This is a genomic window from Alicyclobacillus sp. CIJ1 (assembly GCF_057538885.1).
On sequence record NZ_BAAJPH010000067.1, the window covers coordinates 184,573 to 204,685 of the forward strand.

18 protein-coding genes are annotated in these 20,113 nt (G+C 58.8%); 11 read left to right on the top strand and 7 right to left on the bottom strand.

Annotation, left to right across the window (positions count from 1 at the left end; translation table 11 throughout):
* Positions 1 to 3 precede the first annotated feature (3 nt).
* Entirely contained in the window at positions 4 to 432 is a 429-nt protein-coding gene (locus AC27E8_RS04285) for an SRPBCC family protein (protein WP_487098447.1), read from the top strand.
* A gap of 3 nt (positions 433 to 435) precedes the next feature.
* Here AC27E8_RS04285 and AC27E8_RS04290 read toward each other — a convergent pair whose 3' ends face one another.
* From AC27E8_RS04290 to AC27E8_RS04300, 3 genes are all read right to left on the bottom strand, one after another.
* A complete protein-coding gene (locus tag AC27E8_RS04290) occupies positions 436 to 1,218 on the bottom strand; it encodes an RpnC/YadD family protein (protein WP_487098446.1) in 783 nt (260 codons plus the stop codon).
* 422 nt (positions 1,219 to 1,640) lie between these two features.
* Positions 1,641 to 3,116 carry a potassium/proton antiporter gene (locus tag AC27E8_RS04295; RefSeq protein WP_487098445.1) on the bottom strand — a complete coding sequence of 492 codons (1,476 nt, stop codon included), beginning with the start codon at positions 3,114 to 3,116 and terminating at the stop codon, positions 1,641 to 1,643.
* Between the two features lie 266 nt (positions 3,117 to 3,382).
* Complete coding sequence (locus AC27E8_RS04300) at positions 3,383 to 3,529, bottom strand: hypothetical protein (RefSeq protein ID WP_487098444.1); 147 nt, start codon at positions 3,527 to 3,529, stop codon at positions 3,383 to 3,385.
* Between the two features lie 171 nt (positions 3,530 to 3,700).
* Here AC27E8_RS04300 and AC27E8_RS04305 point away from each other — a divergent pair, with 171 nt between their 5' ends.
* Positions 3,701 to 4,039 carry a L,D-transpeptidase gene (locus AC27E8_RS04305; RefSeq protein WP_487098443.1) on the top strand — a complete coding sequence of 113 codons (339 nt, stop codon included), beginning with the start codon at positions 3,701 to 3,703 and terminating at the stop codon, positions 4,037 to 4,039.
* A gap of 13 nt (positions 4,040 to 4,052) precedes the next feature.
* On the opposite strand, the gene AC27E8_RS04310 is transcribed toward AC27E8_RS04305, so the two are convergent.
* The 4 genes from AC27E8_RS04310 to AC27E8_RS04325 all read right to left on the bottom strand — a co-directional run bounded on the left by AC27E8_RS04310 (position 4,053) and on the right by AC27E8_RS04325 (position 8,197).
* Complete coding sequence (locus tag AC27E8_RS04310) at positions 4,053 to 5,660, bottom strand: hypothetical protein (RefSeq protein WP_487098442.1); 1,608 nt, start codon at positions 5,658 to 5,660, stop codon at positions 4,053 to 4,055.
* A 204-nt stretch (positions 5,661 to 5,864) separates the two neighbouring features.
* On the bottom strand, positions 5,865 to 6,548 hold the full coding sequence (locus AC27E8_RS04315; RefSeq protein ID WP_206832478.1) for a YveK family protein: 684 nt from the start codon (positions 6,546 to 6,548) through the stop codon (positions 5,865 to 5,867).
* A gap of 28 nt (positions 6,549 to 6,576) precedes the next feature.
* Positions 6,577 to 7,293 (bottom strand): CpsD/CapB family tyrosine-protein kinase, encoded by a 717-nt coding sequence (locus AC27E8_RS04320; RefSeq protein ID WP_487098441.1) that lies wholly within the window; start codon positions 7,291 to 7,293, stop codon positions 6,577 to 6,579.
* A gap of 100 nt (positions 7,294 to 7,393) precedes the next feature.
* Positions 7,394 to 8,197, bottom strand: a complete 804-nt coding sequence (locus AC27E8_RS04325) for a tyrosine-protein phosphatase (RefSeq protein WP_487098440.1) — start codon at positions 8,195 to 8,197, stop codon at positions 7,394 to 7,396.
* A 577-nt stretch (positions 8,198 to 8,774) separates the two neighbouring features.
* On the opposite strand from AC27E8_RS04325, the gene AC27E8_RS04330 reads away from it, so the two are divergent.
* From AC27E8_RS04330 to AC27E8_RS04370, 9 genes are all read left to right on the top strand, one after another.
* The gene (locus tag AC27E8_RS04330; RefSeq protein ID WP_487111341.1) at positions 8,775 to 10,517 is read left to right on the top strand and encodes a hypothetical protein; all 1,743 of its coding nucleotides are present in this window, start codon (positions 8,775 to 8,777) and stop codon (positions 10,515 to 10,517) included.
* Positions 10,518 to 10,573: 56 nt separating this feature from the next.
* Positions 10,574 to 11,194 (top strand): hypothetical protein, encoded by a 621-nt coding sequence (locus AC27E8_RS04335; RefSeq protein WP_487098419.1) that lies wholly within the window; start codon positions 10,574 to 10,576, stop codon positions 11,192 to 11,194.
* A gap of 263 nt (positions 11,195 to 11,457) precedes the next feature.
* Positions 11,458 to 12,852, top strand: a complete 1,395-nt coding sequence (locus tag AC27E8_RS04340; RefSeq protein ID WP_487098417.1) for a sugar transferase — start codon at positions 11,458 to 11,460, stop codon at positions 12,850 to 12,852.
* 46 nt (positions 12,853 to 12,898) lie between these two features.
* On the top strand, positions 12,899 to 13,774 hold the full coding sequence (gene galU, locus AC27E8_RS04345; RefSeq protein WP_487098415.1) for a UTP--glucose-1-phosphate uridylyltransferase GalU: 876 nt from the start codon (positions 12,899 to 12,901) through the stop codon (positions 13,772 to 13,774).
* Positions 13,774 to 14,964 (top strand): glycosyltransferase, encoded by a 1,191-nt coding sequence (locus AC27E8_RS04350; RefSeq protein ID WP_487098437.1) that lies wholly within the window; start codon positions 13,774 to 13,776, stop codon positions 14,962 to 14,964. Before galU ends, AC27E8_RS04350 begins: the two co-directional genes overlap by 1 nt.
* Complete coding sequence (locus tag AC27E8_RS04355) at positions 14,961 to 16,298, top strand: UDP-glucose dehydrogenase family protein (protein WP_487098413.1); 1,338 nt, start codon at positions 14,961 to 14,963, stop codon at positions 16,296 to 16,298. Before AC27E8_RS04350 ends, AC27E8_RS04355 begins: the two co-directional genes overlap by 4 nt.
* Before the next feature lie 70 nt (positions 16,299 to 16,368).
* Positions 16,369 to 17,508, top strand: a complete 1,140-nt coding sequence (locus AC27E8_RS04360) for a glycosyltransferase family 4 protein (protein WP_487098411.1) — start codon at positions 16,369 to 16,371, stop codon at positions 17,506 to 17,508.
* A 35-nt stretch (positions 17,509 to 17,543) separates the two neighbouring features.
* Complete coding sequence (locus AC27E8_RS04365) at positions 17,544 to 18,662, top strand: glycosyltransferase family 4 protein (protein ID WP_487098409.1); 1,119 nt, start codon at positions 17,544 to 17,546, stop codon at positions 18,660 to 18,662.
* Positions 18,663 to 18,737: 75 nt separating this feature from the next.
* Complete coding sequence (locus tag AC27E8_RS04370; protein ID WP_487098435.1) at positions 18,738 to 19,853, top strand: glycosyltransferase family 4 protein; 1,116 nt, start codon at positions 18,738 to 18,740, stop codon at positions 19,851 to 19,853.
* The last annotated feature ends 260 nt before the right edge of the window (positions 19,854 to 20,113 follow it).

Here is a 20,113-nt window from a genome sequence, read left to right on the forward strand (position 1 = left end):
AACATGGCCAAACTCCCAGACATCGTATTGGACGTGGTGATGGAGGCGTCGCCCGAGAAAATCTGGCCGTACGTCGCGACGGCGGACGGACTCGGCGCGTGGTTCATGGGGAGCACGCTCCGTCCCATCGAGGGCGAACCGTTCTTCCTGCACGCGGGGCCGTACGGAAACTCGCCATGCCGAGTCATCGCTGTCGAACCGCCGACTCGCTTCGCGTTTGACTGGGACGCCCATTGGAGCGTGGAATTCATCCTGGAGCCACTGGATGGGCGCACCACGCGCGTGACGCTGCGGCACGCAGGGTGGGACGATGATCATGTGTCGCCCACAGGCCAGTCGCACGCTGTCATTCGCCAGATCATGGAGGGCGGCTGGAGGCGCAAGCTGACCGAAGACCTTCCGCGTGCGGTGCTCGGCTCATCGCTCATGTGAGCGTCAGTGCACCTCGCGCTGCATCTGCTCGAGTCTTTCGCGAGGCAGGCCCGTCGCTTTTTCCACAACGTCGACGGGCACCCCTTCGGCCAGCAGGCGGTGTGCAATGTCTTCGGCAGCCTCTCTGCGACCGTCTTCATACAGTTCTTCTGCCATGCGGAACACGTTCTTCAGCTCCTTCCGCAATTTTCTGCGGTCTTCGTCTGACAACGCCCTGTCACCAAACGCGAGGACGGCGCTCGCCACGAGTTCGCGCTCTTCGTCGTCCGGAACGCGCGGGAGAAGGTTGAGCACGCGGACCATGGCTTGATGGCGGTCTTCGACGCGCATCGAGAGCGCGAGACCCAGCCGAAGGCGATCGGCGGGTTCCCATCGTCCCACGCGAAGGTGAGCTTCAACTTCGTCCAGTGCGTCATCGCCGTCGAGCGCGGAGAGGAACACGTTTTCCACGCGATAAATGGCGGTGCCGATGTCCAACTCCTGCGGCGCACTGGCAACATGCGCGTGGTACAAGACGACCGTGCGAATTCTGGCCTTGACCTGATTGGCAAGGCGGGCATCGTATTCCAAAAAGCGGTGAAGCGTGCGCTCGCGGCGATCCTGGAATTCCAGGTGAAACACGTCGCCGTTTGCCATCCGCCACGCCCGATCCATCCTCAGCGTGCTGGCGGGCAGTTCGGTCGTGAATGGCTCCAGTGTCTCCACGCCGCGTACCCCGAGGGCTTCAAGCGCTCCACCCGAGAGCGTGCGCGTAAGCGCCTTGAGCAAGCTGTCCTGTCCGGGCATCGAAGCGTATCCCACCACCCATGATAGGAGATTCTGGTCGAAACCACAATGCGAGCCGGATTCCTCCGTGTTGTGAGGCCCGTCACGCGCCGCGCCATCCGCGTGGAGGATGCCCCCAGTGTACGCCCACCCAAGCCGTCCGTCGATGAGGCCGAGGAGAATGCGAACCGATGCGGTGAAAGCCGGTCATGATGTCCGCACCTGGGCGCGCGCTTCTGCGTCCTCTGTGTCCTCTGCATGCCGGAAGTCGCCTGGAAGTCGCCTGCAGCTACCAGGTTCCGTTGTGCTCCCTGCACGCCGGAAGTCGCCTGGAAGTCGCCTGGAAGTCGCCTGGAAGTCGCCTGGAAGTCGCCTGCAGCTACCGGGCTCCGTCCCCGCGGGCCACCAAACCCTGCCCTCGCAACCTGCCTCCCGCCGCGCCACTACGGCAACATCTCCGCCGGCCCCATTCGCTCCGCGCCGAACAGCCTCCTAAGCCGCCCGATGTTTCGCCGGTCCGACAGAATCAGCAGGTGATCCCCTGCCTGAAGCTCGGTCGCGCCGCGCGGCACAATGACCTGATCGCCCCGCACGATGGCGTAGCACAGCGTGTTCTCCGGAAACTCAATCTCGACCATCTTTCGCCCGACGAGATCGGACGAAGTGTCCACCTCGACCGGCGTGATCACGGCGTTTTCGCGCGCGATGCGAACCAGTTCAAGCAGGTCGCCCGATGGGGCGCGCTCCAGCAGATCGAGCTTCGCGGCGAGCGGCCGGACGGTGAGGCCCTGGACAATTGTCGACGCAATGACGACGAAAAACACGGCGTCCAGCATGGGCGCGGGCGTGTAGGCCGGAGAGAGCATGGCCGTCATCACGAGTACGATGGGCACCGCGCCGCGCAGCCCGGCCCACGAGATAAACACCTTTTCCGCCGCGGAGAAGCGCATGCCGATGGTCGACATCCAGACGGCAACGGGCCGCGCCAGAAAGAGGGCACTTGCCGCGAGCAGCACGCCCGGCACGAGGATGGACCCAAGCCGCGCGGGGGAAATTTGCAGGCCCAGCACGACGAACATCACGATGTGCATGGTCCAGGACAGCCCCTCGTGAAACCGCAGGATGCTATGGCGGTGCTCGAGCCTACGGTTGCCCATCACCACCGCCGCGGTGTAGACGGCGAGAAAGCCACTGCCGTGCAGGAGGACGGCGACGCTGTAGCTGAGCAGCGCAAACGCGAGGGAGAGCGTCGGGTACAGGCCGCCCGTGTCGAGCTTGATGCGCTGATTGGCCAGCGAGCCGAGGTATCCGATCACGGCCCCCGCAATGAGGCCCATTGCCATTTGCAGGGCGAAGGTCGAGATCGCATAGCCGAGCGCACTCCACGGTCTGCCGATGCCGTGTTCCGACCACTGAATGAGCAGGATGGTCAGAAAGAACGCCATGGGATCGTTCGTGCCGGATTCCACTTCCAGGACATCCACCAGGCGCCGGCGCAGCGGCTGCCGGCCGAGGATGGAGAAGACCGAGGCGGCATCCGTCGAACTCACTGCGACGCCGAGAAGCGCCGCCGCGTACCAAGGGAGGTGAAGCAGCGCGTGCGCCATGACGGTCAGGATGGCGCCGCTGATGACGACGCCCGCGGTGGCGAGCGACAGGGCCGGTTTCCACACGCTGCGGATGCGGTCGAGCGGGGTGTGCAGGCCGCCTTCGAACAGAATGAGAATGAGCGCGAGATAGCCGATGGATTGGGCGACGGAGATGGGGACGTGGGGACCAAGCCGGAGTCCGCCCGGGCCGAGCAACATGCCGATGGTCACGAAGCCAATGAGTACCGGAAATCCTAACCGATTGCCGAGGTGCGCGGACCATACGCCCGCAAGCAAAATGAGTGAAAGAATGAGCAGGAAAGTCTCCATTTTCGCCTCCTTTTGAGAAATCGAAGTTCATGCGCGATAGGCGATGAGCGAGACGGTCACCGGAATCCAGTGCGATGAATACGTCGGAGATGGTTTTGCAATCAGGGTCTGAATCGGGTGGGATGATGCAGGAACCAAGGGGAAGACAGGGATGGGATCCCTATTCCGATTATCCTTAGTTTAACACATATATTTGAGTCCGTAAAGAAAGGCTTGCCGCTTCCGGCGCGGGGCAAGGCCGGGCGCCGGGGCACCCGTTCACTTCATCAGCTTCGGAATGTCTTGGCATACGATCCGGCTTGCAGCACGAACGCGCTCGATGCACTCGCCGGATTCTGAATCGAAACCTTACGGGTCGCTCCGAGGCCGACGAGGAAGTTCGTCGGCGGTGCCAGGTGCTTCTTCTGCGCCATGGTCGAACCTCCTTCCGTTGGAGGATGCCATAGCTCATGCGCGCAGAAGCTCCCTTGACCTCGACAACCGCCGCGCGGGCAAACCCAAGTCCACGCCAGAACACGTAACGCTCCCCCGCCATGCGCAGGAGCAGCCGCTCGCACATAGGCTGAGGGCGGAGGCGATCCGCCGTGGCGAAGTACGAAATCATCGTCGATCTTTCCGACAGGCGCTTATATCTGCTCGAAGCGGGGAAGGTGATCCGCGCGTTTCCCGTCGGGATCGGCAAGATGGTGACCCGGACGCCCATCGGGCAGTACACCATTGTCAACAAGGAGCCGAATCCCGGCGGGCCCTTCGGTGCGTACTGGATGGGCCTGTCCAAGCCGCACTACGGCATTCACGGCACGAACGATCCGTCGAGCATCGGCAAGCTCGTCTCGCACGGGTGCATCCGCATGTACAACGAGGACGTCACCTGGCTCGCCCACACGGTGCCGTTAGGAACGCCGGTGACGATAAGGCCGTGAAGAGGGGAGCGCATCATCGTTTCGGTTCGCGTCGAGACGCACTCACCATCCAGGAAATGCCCAGCGCGGACGCGGCCACAAGGGACGCCATGAGCACGCGCACAGCAGACCAAATTACATGGAAGGTTGCATGAAAGGCCGAGGATGTGAGAATGGTGGTGGCCACACTCAGCAGACCAACGACAATCTCAACCACGGTCAGCCACATAATAAGCCTATTTAAGCGCTCCTGTGCCTCGTCACGCACTTGATCGTTCAGCGCAGTGAACAGCTCATCCAGACGATTGGCTTTTTTGGCCTCTTCCCAGATGCGTTCATCCTGAATGTCGTTAGCCACAGTGGACAACCAGAGTTCACGCCGAAATATCAAGAGGTGCTTCCGAAACGGCCGGCGCGATTTTCGCTGGTCTTCCGCGGAAAGCATATGAAGTACATGTTGTTGGAAATGCACAAGAATCATGATAGGAAGGTATCGTCGCTCGACCCATGTTGGCATGAACTTTCTTTCTGTATTTATGGGAATGCGAGACGCGACTTGATGGGACAGCGACACGATGAAAGTTCCCATAGGGTTTGAAGCGTAGCGCGTGCTTGCCCATTGTTGATAGAGGCGGTCCGTTTCGGGCAGACCTATCATTTCCCCAACTGGCTCGAGTACGTCATCTTCGTTGAACGGGTACTCCTTTAATCTTGCGGCGATGCGAACGACGTCTGCTAGCCGGTAGTCGTTATCGTCCCATCGAATGACGCGATCGAAGACCTTGTTCTTGATTGTGAAGTAGCACAACGTCTTGCAGTAATGGTTTCCTCCGTGCATGGCCGAATCGGGCGCGTTCGGCCGCATCTCATCGTGAGAGCGAATTGACGATTCTGAAAGAAGCGCTATCAATTCTTGCGCGCGGACGGGTGAGCGGACAGTTTGGTTGAAGGGTTGAGAGCGCTCCTGCTGTGTGTGCTCACCTATCGTTGCAAGCCTCCGGTCAAGATGCTCGACCAGTTGATCAAACGCGTTGCGCAGCGCACGGTTCGCGAAAAGCACATCTCCGACCGTTAGAGGTGTCTTGCTTCTTGTTAATTCAGAAAATTTGAATACAGGGATGATTCGTGAGAAATAGGACCGGTGACAAACCCATAAATCCGCTTGCACTTGCAATTCAATCCTGTGACCTGTGTGCCTACCTGGTATCATGCTTGCGTGCGCATGCTCGTTTGCCTCAAGGGTGATGATCGTCTTCTGTATGCCTTCGATGCGCTCACTGCGGACCGATATGTCCGCTCCTCTGACATGAATGCGTCTGGGTAAAGAGAGAAGCAAGTTTTCGCACGAGCGGAATACGCAGAAATAGCTGTCGAATGCGTGATTGGCTTCGGCTGAGAAATGGAAGCGATCCCGGTAACACTTCTCCGCGCACAGCGCGGGACCTCCAGCGCGACAACAGGGATAAGACTCAGTGGCTTCCTCGTTCGTCCTTGAGTTGCCGCCATCGCGTTGTGGTGGTATCACATCGAATGGTAGTGCGAAGCGTCGATGTTGGGATCCTATCAATGGAAGAATGGCATACAAGAACAGCAGGTACGTACCCCTGTACACTTCAAGCCGTGGCCACTTCGGTTTCGTCATGGGTTCCCTCCCACACATGCGTTCCACGTGACATTCGTCGGCGTCAAGCTTACCATGGAACCCGGGCGGGGCTTAAACGGGAGCGAGGTCTTCGCCCGCTGTAACCAACCTGTCCTTCGACAGCGCCCGTGAAAACGCAGGGACGTGAAAACGCAGGGAGAAGATGGCGACTTCTGCCCTGCGTCAAGCGTCGCCTGATAAGCCTCAACCCAACCGGTATTCCTCCACCACGCCAAGAACCGGCAACTGTAAGAGCCGCTCCGCATCCTCCGGCGTGCGAATGCGATAGTCCAGGTATTCGCGGAGGAAAGCGACACCGATGCCCACGATGAGGCCCAAAATGAACGCGACCGCCACGTTCAGCTTCTTGTTCGGCTTCACCGGCTTCGCGTTGGGCTGGACAACGGCGCGATCGACAATTTGCACGTTCTCGACATTCATGAGCTGCGCGGCCCGGTGCTGAAACGTGGTCGCGAGTGCATTGGCGATGGACACCGCCTGTGCCTCGTTCGGGGCAATGACCTTGACGTCAATCACCTGGCTCTGGGTCGGAGATGACACGGTGATCATCTTGTCAAGCTGCGCCGTTGTGTACGGCAGGTGAAGCTCATCGATGACCGAGCTTTCAATGGAGTTGCTCTTGATGATGGCGCTGTAGGTGTTGACGAGCGCCTGATTCGCCATGATGGAATCGTACTCCAGAGCCATCTGTGCGGCGGAATTCTGCGGCTGATTGACCAGAAGCGTCGTGTCCGCCTCGTACTGCGGGTGAAGCACGAAAAACGACAAGAGCCCGCTGACCACCGCCGCAACAATGGGGATGATGACCACCGGGAGCCAGTTCCGGCGGATGACCCGCCAGTAATGCAAGAGTTCATTCTCTTCCACGTGCAGTAGCGCTCCTTCCGTATGTCCTTCAGGGTGTGGCGATGGGCTGTTGCGACGACGTTTGGTAGTAGCGGTAGTAGTAATAATAGGCATCCGTGCGAGAGCGTTTGACGCGGTTCAGCACGACGCCCAACAGGTGCGCGTCGACTTGCTGCAACGCCTGCACCGCACGTCTGACATGATTGCGGTGCGACTTCTGAGAATCAATCACAAACAGCACGCCGTCCGCCGCTCGAGACAACGCGAGCGTGTCCGAAACGGAGAGAACTGGTGGGCTGTCGATCACGACGAGATCGAAGCGTTCCCGCAACTCGTGCATCAGGTCCACCATGGCGCGGCTCGACGCGAGTTCCGACGGATTAGGGGGGAGGGGGCCGCAGGGCAAAATGGACAGCCGTTCCACGCCGCTCGCCAGGATACAGTCGTCCAACGACCGCTCTCGGATGAGCAGCGAGGTGAGGCCGTGAATGTTCGTCACCTGAAACCGACGGTGAATGTTGGGCCTGCGAAGATCCGCGTCGACGAGCAGGACACGCTTTTCGGATTGCGCGGACACCACGGCGAGATTGCAGGCTGTGGAGGTCTTGCCCTCGCCGGGCGCGGCGCTTGTAACTAGGATGGTCCGGGTCTCATGCACCACGCTTGCGAACTGGATGTTGGTCCTCAGCGTGCGGTACTCTTCCGCCAGCGAGGACGTGGGGTCCTCGAGCGTGACGAGTTTCTCTTTCTGTCGCTTGGACGCCAACGGTGTGCACTCCCTTTCTGTTTCAGTCGCGAGGATGGGTGGCAACAGACGAAATGTCATTCGACAGAATGTGTCACGATTCCTGTTTCGGCGATGGCGTTTATCGCCTGATCATCGACCACAGCTGATGAACGGTTCGTCGTCTCACCATCACCGGCTCGATACAGGCCATCTCTTCGCCGTTCCATACTCGCTCCGCGTTTTCCATCAGCCGAGCGGCGACTTGAGGGCCGAGGCGCATCTCCACGGCGTCGTACGCTTCGCGAAGCCTGGGAGGTCGGCGCTCGACACCGTGCGAATCGGATGCGAGCACATGGGCGAGGCCGCGCTCGACGAGTTCCCACGCCCACGCACCGGCGTCGCGGCGGGGGCCTGGCAGGAGCGCCCCGGCCGTGATCTGCAGATAAGCGCCTTGTTCCACCAGTGCCTCGAGAAGGCGCACTTCACGCCGCGCCCAGCCATAGCGCTCCGGATGAGCGATGATGGGGCGGAACCCGCGGATGATGAGCTCGTGGATGTACGCCTCGACATCGCGGTGAGCGAAATCCTCGAGGGGCGAAAATTCAATCAGCGCGTATCCCGTCGCTCCCAGCGTGGCCACCTTGTCCTGAACAAGGGCGTCTTTCAGGAAGTCGGATGCGTACAGTTCGGCGCCAAGTTGCATGGCAAGGCCTCGCTCTCTCGCGGCCGCCTGGACGCGCCTGTAGGCACGCTCGATGGCATGCTCTGCCTCGGTGCCAACGTTGTGCATGCGCGGGTGGAACCGGTGCGGTGTCGCGATGACCTGACGCACGCCGTTCACCACGAGTGCGTCGACCAACTGCAAGGCCTCATCCAGGGTACTCGGCCCATCGTCGACGCCGGGAAGCAGATGGATGTGGATGTCAGTCAGGACCGTGGACATTTCGAACCCTCGCTTTTGTCAGACTCCTCTATTCTACTAAAGACGCCTTTTCTCGCATAGAGTTTTATGCCCAAGAAGAGCGGGCCGAAATTTGACCCGAGCGAGGCATCAAAAAACTATTGCCGTCAGAACGTTCCTGTAGTATTTTGTGAATGTCAGGAACCCTTGGAGAGCGTCACGAACCCACAACCAACCTTTCCAATCTTATCTCGCTACGCAAAGGTTCGTTCCGCGAAAATGTAGGGGGTATACGGAATGTCGATTTGGAAACACAGGCCGTTGGCGCTTGCGGCGGCGACTTCCATTGTCCTCGGGGCGATGGCACCTTCGGTGACAACGTTTGCTGCGCCGGCAGCGTCTCGCTCTGCGCCAGCCACAATTTCTATCACAGGTGGTGGCACGCTCCGCGCGTATGCCTGGGCCACTTCGGACGGCAGCCACGTCACGACCTACATGCCACTCTACTACCTGGATGAGCTTCTTGCCAAACTCGGCATCTCGGCGACGTGGAACGGCGTCACGCACACCTGGTCCCTGAAATCACAGACGAGCAACGTGGACACATCGGAATCTAACGGTGGGGTCGGGAAATACCACGGTCCTGCTCGATGGACAAGTCGTAAAAAAATTCAACACGGAAGTACATATCGATCCGGCGTCGGGATCGCATGGAGTCGCAACCGTCTATGCGCCCATCTATTACCTGCAGCAGATCCTGAACGATCTCGGGATTCAAAACAGTTGGAATGGTTCGCGTCATCAGTGGGCGTTGACCCCTTCGCAGGTAGTGCGCAGCGGCACGCTGGGGCCTGAGCGCGGTAGTCAGGTCATCAGGCGAGATGTGACCGTCGTCGGAAACGGCGTCGTGTTGCGCAACCTTCAGGTGGATGGCAACGTGTATGTCGATCCCGGCGCGGACGGCTCCGTGACGCTTCAAAACGTGTCGGTCTCCGGCAAAATCGTCGTTCTGTCAGGCGCCTCTCACTCGGTGCATCTGATTGGCGTGAGCGCCCCGGTCATTGATGTGCACTCCTCGAGCGCTGTCGCGCTTGAACTGGAGGGCTCCGCCATTGGGCAGATGGTGGTGCTGGCGACGGATCCGAACGCAGCGGTGCTCGTGTCGAGTTCGAATTCCACGGTCATGGTGCTCAATGACCGCACGGCAGCGAGCCTGTCGCTTTCGGGCGGTGGTTTTGGCGCGGTGAACGTCCTTGCGCAAAACGCGGCGCTCAACGTCGAGGCTTCAGTCCACTCGTTGGTCCTGCTCGCCTCCGGCGCCTCCGTTTCCATTGCTCAAAATGCTGAAGTTTCGACGCTGGAGGTGGCGTCAGGGATCACTGTGAAGGCGCTCGAGAACGACGGCGTCATCGACGAGCTGGTTAACCGCTCGAATCAGCCTGTGACCGTGACGGGCTCCGGCCAGGTCAAGGCGTCCAGCGGCTCGGTCCAAGTCAGCGGCTCGACTAGTACAGGTCAAGGTCAAGGCTCGGGTGGCTCGGGTGGCTCGGGTGGCACAGGTGGCACAGGTGGCACAGGTGGCACAGGTGGCACAGGTGGCACAGGTGGCACAGGTGGCACAGGTGGCACAGGTGGCACAGGTGGCACAGGTGGCACAGGTGGCACAGGTGGCACAGGTGGCACAGGTGGCACCTCGCCTGAAAATCAGGCGCTGAGCAAAATGGTGAGCGACCTCCAGATCATGCACAGCGAACTGGAGACGAATCCTACCAAGCTCCAGGCGGTTCAAACCGCTGAGATCAATGCGCACAACCTGAATCAAGCCGGCTGGGTGGCCATGCTCTACACCGGACGAAGCGCGACGGACGTTCAGGTGTCTGCGCAGGAGCAGCAATTGGCCGCATCCGTGGTGCAGGACATCGTCCAGCAGATGTCGTACGCGCTTTTGAGCCAGGACACATCTACGACGTCCGGCAACGTGCAGACCATTCTCACCGACTTGCAGAAGCTGTATCCGTCCATCACCATGTCGGATCTGTATCAGTTCTTTGAGAGCTTCAAGTCCGCCGTCGTGGGCCAGGTGGTGACGATTCTCACGAGCAACAGCAGCGGCGCGTCGCAGCAAACCGCCCTGCAGCAGGCCGTCGTGAACGCCCTGAAGACCGCTGTGTCGGAAAATCCGAAGTTCAAGGGGCTCCTCGGCCAGATTGGGCTCAGCATCAACGATATTCCGACCATTTGGAACAACATGGAGCACGGGGCGAACTCCGCCGTCGGGCCGGTTGATCCGAATGGGGCAGGCATGGACGCGCTGATTTGGGCGGCTGCTCAGGCGTACGTTCAAGGGAAGCTGACCCTGTGAAGCTCACACGGTTTCACAAGGACCTTGCGGCGTTAGGAAAGATGGTGGATGGGTAGATGAAGCGTCGCTGGTGGGCGGTGGCGGCATGCGCCGTCGTCGCCCTGGGTTCGGGTGGATGGTATGCGTATCATCGGCTCGAAGAAGCAGCCGCCGAGCACGTGGCCGCGACCGTATTGAGCGATCCGGCCGTGAAGCGGGAAGTGGCTGCCGTGATGCGGCAGGCGTATGGACGCTCCGCCGGAGAGCTGGAACATGCGCTGGCCACAGAGTCGAACACGTCCCTTACTTCCAAGGGAGCGCTCCGGACGCCGCCTGGGTCCACGAGCCCGTCTGCGCCAAGCCAAGGGACCGCGCCAAGCCAAGGCGTTGACTCCTTGGCTGGGCGTACAGGCGGTTCGGGCGCTGCAAGCGGGGGCGGGGCGCCTCCTGCGGCGCCCTTGACGTCCGTTGCCTCTACGCCGGCATCGGCGCAGAGCCAGCCCATCGTCTTTCACTCCAAGCAACAAGCGATTGATTTCATCCTGAGCCGATTCACGCGGGCGGAGATCCTGGAGTACGCGCGGCTGTATGCCGAGCGCTCCAAACTCACGCCGGCGGAGAAGGCGCGCATCAAGGCGCAGATCCTGTCGCGCTTCACGCCGCAGCAGATTGCGGCGCTCGAAGCCGTGTTGGGGTAGTCCGCTGCTGCTTTGTATACAAGAACGCAGCACACCGACCCGCCAGTTGATGTCGGACGGCAGGCACAGTCGAGTCAAGAAATTCAAGGCATCCAACCGTATGCCTGCAAGAAATGAGGCGAATTTCTTTTGTGCGCAATGAATCTATAACAATCCTCAAAAAGGCATGCTATGATACAACAGAGGGTTTTCCTTCGCGGGCATGAGGCCGTGCGGACAGCGCGTGCCAAGAGAGAGACACCCGCAAAAGGGGGCGGGGTACCTTGGGGTATATCAAGTCAAACGCCAAACTCTTCGGGCTATTGCTCGACACGCTCACGCTCGTCGCGGCGTTTTGTCTCCAATATTACGTGTGCTGGTCCATACGAGGTCGCCCGCCCTTCCCGTTCGGTTCGTCGCCTTCGTACGAGGTTGTCATCCTCATCTCGTGGTTGGTTCCGCTCCTGGTCTTTGGGGAATACCCGGTGCGGCGCCTCACGGACTACAGGGACGACGTCAAAGTCATTCTCCGCGTGAATACGGTGGCGGTGCTTGTCGTCTCCTTGCTCTCTTTTGCCCTCAAGATGCACAGCCTGAGCCGGTTGTTCGTAGGCATGTATCTTGTGACCGTCGTCGTCGGGATGAGCCTGAACCGCCTGGGGGTGCGGTGGGTCCTCTATGAGTTGCGCCGCGCCGGATGGGATCAGAAGACGCGGGTGATCATCGGCGAGGGGCCGATGGTCATGCAATATCTGGATGCCTTGGAGCGGTCGCCGGGCCAGGGCATACGCATCATCGGTTTCGTGGGGTCGGGGCAGGATGAACCGCCTGTAGGTCTTCCGTACTTTGGTGACGTGGCTGCGATTCGCGAGATCCTCGCTGCCCATCCCGCGGACGGGGCCGTGCTGGCGCTGCCGCTTCGCCATCCCGAGCTGGAGCGAGTCATCTTGGCTTGTCGAGAACAGGGCATGACGGTGGAACTCATCGCGGACGGCTGGCTCTCGCTCATCGAGCGGGGCACGGTGGTGGACGGTGGGGGTGTGCCGCGCCTTTACATCCCAGGCATCCCGCACTCATCGGTGGCGGTTCTGTGCAAGCGCGTGACGGACATCGTGGTGAGCGCAATAGGGCTTTTGGTCCTGAGCCCGCTCTTCGGACTCATTGCGATAGCTATCAAATTGGATGACGGCGGGCCCGTGTTCTTCTCGCAGGAACGCGTAGGTCTTCGGGGGCGAATCTTTCGGATACATAAATTTCGCAGCATGGTTGTGGACGCCGAGGCGCGCAAGCAGGAGCTCCTCGCCATGAATGAGATGTCAGGCCCGGTCTTCAAGATGCGGAACGATCCTCGCGTGACCCGCGTGGGCCGATTTCTGCGCAAGACAAGCCTGGACGAGCTTCCGCAACTTTGGAACGTGCTGAAGGGCGAGATGAGCCTGGTGGGGCCCCGCCCGCCCTTGCCGAACGAGGTCGTGGAGTACGATCACGCCTACCGCAAGCGCCTGAGCGTGAAGCCGGGGCTCACCTGCCTCTGGCAGGTCCGCGGTCGGAACAACATCGATTTCGACGAGTGGATGCAGCTCGACATGGACTACATTGATAATTGGTCGTATCTCAACGATTGGAAGATCATTCTCCAGACCATCCCGGCTGTCATCCGGCGCAATGGCGCGAGCTGATGCCTGGCCTCGCAATCGAAAATCGGCGTAGAAATGAGGGGTTATCATGATCCGCAAGGCGGTCATTCCCGCGGCAGGTCTTGGCACACGGCTGTTACCGGCGACGAAGGTCATCCCGAAAGAAATGGTGCCCATTGTGGACAAGCCGACCATCCAGTACATCGTCGAGGAAGCTGTGGCATCCGGCATCGAGGAGATCATCATCGTCACGAGCCGGTCGAAGCGGGCCATTGAGGATCACTTCGACGCATCCGTCGAGCTCGAGGACGCGCTGGAGCGCAAGGGATCGCATGCTCAGTTGGACGAAATTCGTGCCATCAGCCGGCTGGCGCACTTCCACTATGTCCGTCAGGCGCGGCCGCTCGGGCTGGGCCATGCCGTACTCTGTGCACGCCGTCTCGTAGGGGATGAGCCGTTCGCGGTGCTCCTTGGTGATGACGTGTTCGTAAGCGCTACGCCTTGCTTGCGGCAACTTATTGAGGTCCATGAGGAAACAGGTCGATCCGTCGTCGCGGTCCAGGCGGTGGATGAGCACGAGGTAGGCCGCTACGGCGTGATTCAGCCGCACCCCATTCGCGAAGGCCTGTGGGGTGTGGAACGTCTTGTGGAAAAACCACAGGTCCACGAAGCGCCATCGAACTTGGCGGTAGCCGGGCGTTACGTTCTCACACCCGATGTCTTCGACATCCTCGAATGCGTCGGCCCCGGGCGCGGGGGAGAGATCCAGTTGACAGACGCCCTGAGCCTTCTATGCCAGCAATCCGGCCTTGTCGCCCTCGCCTTTGAAGGCAAACGGTACGACGTGGGGGATAAACGCGGGTATGTCAGGGCCACCTTGGAGTTCGCCCTACAGGACGAGGCCGTGCGGTCCGACATCTTCGCGTTCCTCGAAAGCTACTACGCGAGAGAAGGTACGGCGTGATGACTGGCCACGAGCGTGAAGACGTTGGCGCCCATTCCGGGCCGTCGGTGGTGTTGGTGCACGACTATCTGAATCAGCGGGGCGGGGCGGAAAAGGTGGTCGCCCATCTGCACGAACTGTTTCCGGATGCGCCCATCTTCACGTCCCTTTGGGAGCCCGAGAGCTGCTGGCCGTCGCTGCGCGAGGCACCTATCCGAACAAGCTGGATACAGCTTGTACCTTTCGTTCGTCGAAAGTTCAAGTGGTTTTTCTGGCTCTATCCGTTCGCGTTTCGAACGATGAGGCTCCCAGACTGTGACATTGTGTTGTCGTCGAGTAGCGCCTACGCCAAGGGTGTGAAACTTCCCGGCTCGAAGCCCGTCCACATCTGCTACTGTCATACGCCAATGCGTTTCGCCTGGAGCTTCGACGCGTATATTCGGGAAGAGCCAGGACCGCGTCTCCTCAAGGAGATGGCCAGACTGCTTGTGCCGTGGCTCAGGCGCTGGGACGTCAGGACTGCCCGCGACGTGGATCTCTTCATTGCGAACTCCCGGGCTGTGCAGGAGCGGATACGGCGCGTGTATCAGCGAGATGCGGTCGTCATCCCACCACCTGTCGAATTACCGCCCATGCTCCATCGCGAGCAGGAAGCATTCTTCCTTGTCGTCTCGCGGCTCGTGTCGTACAAGCGGATCGACCTTGCGGTGGAAGCTTGTACACGCCACAATTGGCAGCTTGTCGTCATCGGCGACGGTCCCGACCGCAAGCGCCTGGAGCAGATGGCGGGCCCCACGGTGACGTTTCTCGGGTTTCGGCCTGAGGAGGAGAAACAGGACTATCTCGCTCGGTGCAAAGCTTTTATCTTTCCAGGCGAAGAAGACTTCGGTATCTCGCCGATAGAGGCGCACGCGCAGGGAAAGCCGGTGGTGGCGTACCACGGGGGCGGTGCGCTTGACACCGTGATTGAGGGCGTGAACGGGCTCTTCTTTACGCGTCCGGATGCAGAGGATCTGGCAGACGCCCTGAGCCGGGTGGATGCGCATCGGTGGGATCCCGCGCAGATACGCGCCACGGCGGAGCGGTTTTCGGTGGAACGGTTCCGGGAGGATATCCGCCGGGCCATCCTCGATGCGTATCGCCGTCGGCGTGCCAGCGCGCGTGCTGGTTCATTCGTGGTCCATGATACGGGAACGGAGGCGCTCTTATGAACCTATGCGTCATGGGCACAGGATACGTCGGCCTTGTGACCGCGGTTTGCATGGCGGAAGGCGGCCACGATGTCCTTGCTATCGACAAAGACGTGCGTAAAGTCGAATCCTTGCGCCGCGGTGAGTGCACCATTTTTGAACCGGGGCTGGAACCCGTACTGCGCGAACAGCTCGCGAGTGGGCGTCTGCGTTTCGCGAACGAGCTTTCGAGCCATGAGGCGGTTGACGTGGCCCTGATTGCAGTTGGCACGCCCACGCTCCCAGACGGTTCAGTTGATCTTGCGGCGGTCTGGGCCTGTGTGGATGAGCTAGCTCAGAAATTGCCTCCTGGCGCCATGATTGGCATGAAGAGCACGGTCCCGGTAGGGACCGCGACCAGGATTCGTAAGGCGCTGTCCGAACGAGGCCGCGACGATCTTCGCGTGGTCTCGGTTCCTGAGTTCCTGCGGGAAGGAACTGCGTTGGAGGACACGCGCCATCCCCACCGGCTCGTGTTTGGTGTTGCGTCGGAGGAGGACGAAGTACGCTTGCGCGAGCTTCACGCTTGGGTCGACGCCCCGATAGTGGTCACGGACAGCAATACGGCGGAGCTTATCAAATATGCGTCAAACGCATTTCTGGCCACGAAGATCTCGTTTATCAACGAGATTGCGAACCTGTGCGAGCGCGTGGGTGCCGACGTGACGCAGGTGGCGTTCGGTATGGGGCTCGATCCGCGGATTGGACCTTCGTTTCTGCGAGCAGGACTTGGCTACGGCGGATCGTGCTTTCCAAAGGACACGAAGGCCTTGGCCCATATCGCGCAAGACGTGGATTACGAATTCAAGTTGTTGCGTGCCGTCATCGAGGTGAATGCCGAGCAGTGGAAGGCTCCTATTCGGGCGTTGGAGGCGCACTTTGGGGATCTGCACGGGCTCCGCGTGGTTCTACTGGGTGTCGCCTTTAAACCCGGTACAGACGACGTCCGGGAGTCGCCCGCCATTGCTTTGACGGCTGAGCTGGAGCGCCGAGGCTGTCAGGTCGCCCATTGCGATCCCGTCGTGCGCTCGTTTCAAGTGATGGAGCAGCGGTACACTGTGTTCGCCGATCCATATGAAGCGCTTCGCGGAGCGGACGCGGCGATTCTGGTGACGGAGTGGAGCGAGTTCTTGAACCTTGATTGGGCGGCGGTCGGGGCTGTGATGAGAAGCAAGTTCGTGTTCGATGGGCGGAATGTCCTAGAGCAGGCAGGTCCTTTGCCAGCTGGGTTTCGGTATTCGAGTATAGGACGAGGACATCGCAGCACGACTTCTGGTTTACCAACAACCCTGGGAATGTCCGCGGTCCTATCGTAGGCTGTCGACGTCTATGGATTACAACTTCAGCGCGCTTGGGTAGCACTGTACGAGGGAAGGGGAAACAGCCTTGCGGCTTGCGATCCTCCGAGGGTCTTCACAATACGTGAATCCACATTTCTATAATGTCCAGGAGATCGGGCTTGGCAGGGAATTGGCGCGTCGAGGGTGGCAGGTAAGGATTATATCGTCGGGACCGGGTGCGGCACCTGTGAAACCGGCCCCGGGTGTCGAGTGGATCGAATGTGAGCGGGTCGGAATTTCACGAAACATTGGTTGGCCGAAGGGCGCCATAGACCTCATAAGAGAATTTGAACCGAACATTGTCCAGGTCCAGGACATTCTTACACCGAGTAGCTTGCTTGCGCTCGCGGTAAAGAAGAAGCTTAGGGTTCCACTCGTTATGTCTCTAGGCGAGTACGAAGACGGGAGCCTGAAGCGGGCTGCGGCAGCTCGCGCGATTGCACAGTTGATGCGGCACGAGTGTGAAGCGGTCCTGTGCAAGACCACTGCCGCAGCTTCATACGCTAACAAGTTGGGGCTGCGCAACGTACGGGTCTGTCCGGTTGGCATCCATGTGGAAAACTACGTTGACACTTCAAGTGGCGAGCCGCAAGAGTGGGAAACGCAGCTCTCCAGGCGTTTGTCCCAGGGCATGATCCTTCTATGCCATGTGGGACGGCTGGACAAGATGGACAACATTCCGTTCCTATTAAGGGTTTTGAAAGAGTTGCCCGAAAGATACCATATGGTGATTGCTGGGGAACCACGACGTTACGGGATTGCGTGCGCAGAGCAGATCGGCGTATTGGACCGAGTAACATTTCTTGGGCGGGTGGATAACCGGCTGATCCCGCGGTTGTTTCGGCTGGTGCACGTGACACTTGCGTGCTCACCCTTCGAGCCGTTTGGACTGTCGGTTGCAGAGAGTCTGTACCATGGGTGTCCCGTGGTTGCGCATCCGACAGGGGGGATCCTGGATATGATTGTGGACGGGTTCAATGGAAGGTACGTGCCTGCAAGAGAACCGGACGTGTGGGCGCGTTTCGTAGAGGATACCACCAAGCCGGACACGCTTGAACTTCTGAGGAAGAATGCGACGGTTGATCGACACGAGTTAACGTGGGAACATAGAGTGACAAATTATGTTCACGTATACAACGACGTGATTGGCGGAGTGTCCCGCGAGGGTGCGGGTTTTGTCGTCTAATGGATTTCGCGCTTCGAGATTGACGGAGGTCTGGCATGCCGAGTGTATTATTTGTTAATTCTGGGGCTCCACCTGTTCCCGCTGTACACGGAGGGGCAATTCAATCTGTGATAGAGTGTTTGGCATCGGCGCTTGCTTACAGAGGGTGGAATGTAGGCATTTTGACAAACGCGACTCCCATGTCCATTGTTGCACAAAGTCGTTTGCCTTCCTCAATACATTGGTATCACGCGGATCACCCATTGGGCGGAGAGGGCATACGAGCGACTTGGAGGAAAAGGCGTGCCATCCTGAAGAGGGCAGGCTCCATCGGGATCCAGTATGATAATGTTGTAATCCATGACATATATTCCGCCGACGTAGTCCGAGGTATATTCCCCAAATCCAATATTATTTGGCATGTTCACAACGAGATCGAACATGACAAGGTGCTCAGCTGGCTCGTTCGTCACGTGAATACAATTGTCTGCGTATCGGACTATATCACCCGCCGCATATACCAGAGGACACGATTCCATTCCATTCGAACTGTCTATAATCCACTCGGATCGGAATGGTTTCAGCGGAATACCCGGCCCCTTGAAAACGGTCGGCGCACTGTCCTTTTTTCCGGTCGCATAGTACCACAAAAAGGCTTGCACGTTCTTGTGGAAGCATTGGGAAGAATGCCGGAGCACATGAAGCCGAAGGTTAGGCTTGTAATTGCGGGCGCCTTGCATTTCGATGGCACAAATAATGAACACGAGTACGCTCGGAATGTGAGGAGACATCTGATGAGCGCGGGGATCGAGCACACTTGGCTTGGATATGTCAGCAGATCTTCCATGCCGGAAATCTATGATTCATCCGAGATAGTAGTGGCGCCGAGCGTGGGGCCTGACGCAGCTCCTTTAGTGGCCGTAGAAGCCCAAGCGAGGCGCTGCGCGATCTGCGCGGCTGAGGTGGGTGGGTTGCCTGAGGTGGTTGCAGAACCTTGGCGAGACCTTTTGTTCCCTCCTGGAGATTCAAGGGAACTGACTAGGTGTCTGATACATCTGCTTTCGATGTCCAGCACAGAGATCCGTGAACGATCCTCGTTGGCATACAGCCAAGTCTCTGAGAAATTCTCCGTTGAGGGGGCAGTGGCAGCGTGGGAGTCAATCCTTCAGTTCTAAATTCACTGGCTGCGAACCTCGCGTCACACCCACATAAAAGAAAGGAGCAGAATCTTGAGATATCCAATAAAGGTTATGATTGTTAATCATTCCGCTAGGCTTGGCGGAGCTGAACGTGTTCTTTCAGTGTTCTTAGAAAACGTGGACAGGTCGAGAATCCATCCCATATTGGTGGCGCCGGAAGGGCCGTTATCTGTTCAGGCGGAATCACTCGATGTGCAGTGGGTACCGTTTGATGCAGCGAAGGAAATCACTACGACGAGAAATGGTTTGACCTTGCGGGACGCGGTTAAGACGGCAGATGCGTTGAAGGAGCTACATTCCGTAACCAATCGTTTAATGCCACACGTAATCATGTCGAACTCGGTGAAGGCCCATGTTCTGTGTAGCTGGGTTGCCGGGCGGCGCTTCCCTCATGTGGTGCGCCTGCACGACAATCTTTCGACGTTCTCACGAGGTGCACGCGCGCTCTTATCGTCCGCACTGAGGAGAGCAACGCTTATTAGTTGTGTGTCGGAAAGTGTTGCTAAGGACGTCCGTCGATGGTGTCGAGTGCACGAGAGGGTAGAGGTGTGTTATAACGGTTACAAGCAACCCAATATAAACGTTAGGCGCCATTTGAGCGGAAATCATGTAGTAACCGCGGGATGGTTATTCCCTTGGAAGGGGTTTCATGTGTTTATTGAGGCCATGGAGTTGGTAGCCCAAGAGATCGACGACTGGACCTTCACGATTGCGGGCGGCGTGGCGAGCGATGTCAGTGAAAGTCGTAACTACGAAGGTTACCTCCGGAAGATGATTGAGTCTTCTAGAATGCGAGAAAGATTCAGTTTGATGGGGGAATATAACTCCTTAACCGATTACCTCTGTTGCCCTGAACACTGTATCTTTGTACTCCCGTCCCAACGTCCGGACCCGTTGCCAACAGTGCTGCTCGAAGCCGCACTTTTAGGCGTACCGGTTGTCGCAACTCGGGTCGGCGGGGTAACGGAAATTGTGCCTGACAGTAGCCATGGGCTAATCTGCGGCCCGACCGCGACTGATATTGCAAAACGCGTTAAGGAGGCAATCGACAACCCTGAAGAGCGGTTCCGAATTGCAGAGAAGCTACATGAAAGGACCGCATCGCACTTTAACGTCGAAACCTACGTTAGGACCCTGGCTGATCAGCTTATTCGTGCTTCTGCGTGAATTACATGGTCCTTGATTGTAGTCATAATTGGTCACGATGCATTTCTAAGAGATGCGCTCTGTACGACTACATGCATGAGCGAAGCCATCTCTAAAATCGTCGTTAATATTAGTTGTGGAATATTTCTTGTCGTTTATGGAAGCGCGTATATGATAGAGACCTATTTTGGGCGTATTCAGGGTTGCACACCCGGGTGAGAGGAAATAGGTTGATACTTAAGTTTATTTACTTAAGTGGTTAATAATTACTGGCATCCAAC

What these genes read in the sequence shown, in the direction of transcription:
- AC27E8_RS04285 (WP_487098447.1), top strand. Translation starts at nt 4, where the DNA reads ATGGCCAAACTCCCAGACATCGTATTGGACGTGGTGATGGAGGCGTCG.
- AC27E8_RS04290 (WP_487098446.1), bottom strand. Translation starts at nt 1,218, where the DNA reads ATGCCCGGACAGGACAGCTTGCTCAAGGCGCTTACGCGCACGCTCTCG.
- AC27E8_RS04295 (WP_487098445.1), bottom strand. Translation starts at nt 3,116, where the DNA reads ATGGAGACTTTCCTGCTCATTCTTTCACTCATTTTGCTTGCGGGCGTA.
- AC27E8_RS04300 (WP_487098444.1), bottom strand. Translation starts at nt 3,529, where the DNA reads ATGGCGCAGAAGAAGCACCTGGCACCGCCGACGAACTTCCTCGTCGGC.
- AC27E8_RS04310 (WP_487098442.1), bottom strand. Translation starts at nt 5,660, where the DNA reads ATGACGAAACCGAAGTGGCCACGGCTTGAAGTGTACAGGGGTACGTAC.
- AC27E8_RS04325 (WP_487098440.1), bottom strand. Translation starts at nt 8,197, where the DNA reads ATGTCCACGGTCCTGACTGACATCCACATCCATCTGCTTCCCGGCGTC.
- AC27E8_RS04335 (WP_487098419.1), top strand. Translation starts at nt 10,574, where the DNA reads ATGAAGCGTCGCTGGTGGGCGGTGGCGGCATGCGCCGTCGTCGCCCTG.
- galU (WP_487098415.1), top strand. Translation starts at nt 12,899, where the DNA reads ATGATCCGCAAGGCGGTCATTCCCGCGGCAGGTCTTGGCACACGGCTG.
- AC27E8_RS04350 (WP_487098437.1), top strand. Translation starts at nt 13,774, where the DNA reads ATGACTGGCCACGAGCGTGAAGACGTTGGCGCCCATTCCGGGCCGTCG.
- AC27E8_RS04355 (WP_487098413.1), top strand. Translation starts at nt 14,961, where the DNA reads ATGAACCTATGCGTCATGGGCACAGGATACGTCGGCCTTGTGACCGCG.
- AC27E8_RS04365 (WP_487098409.1), top strand. Translation starts at nt 17,544, where the DNA reads ATGCCGAGTGTATTATTTGTTAATTCTGGGGCTCCACCTGTTCCCGCT.
- AC27E8_RS04370 (WP_487098435.1), top strand. Translation starts at nt 18,738, where the DNA reads ATGATTGTTAATCATTCCGCTAGGCTTGGCGGAGCTGAACGTGTTCTT.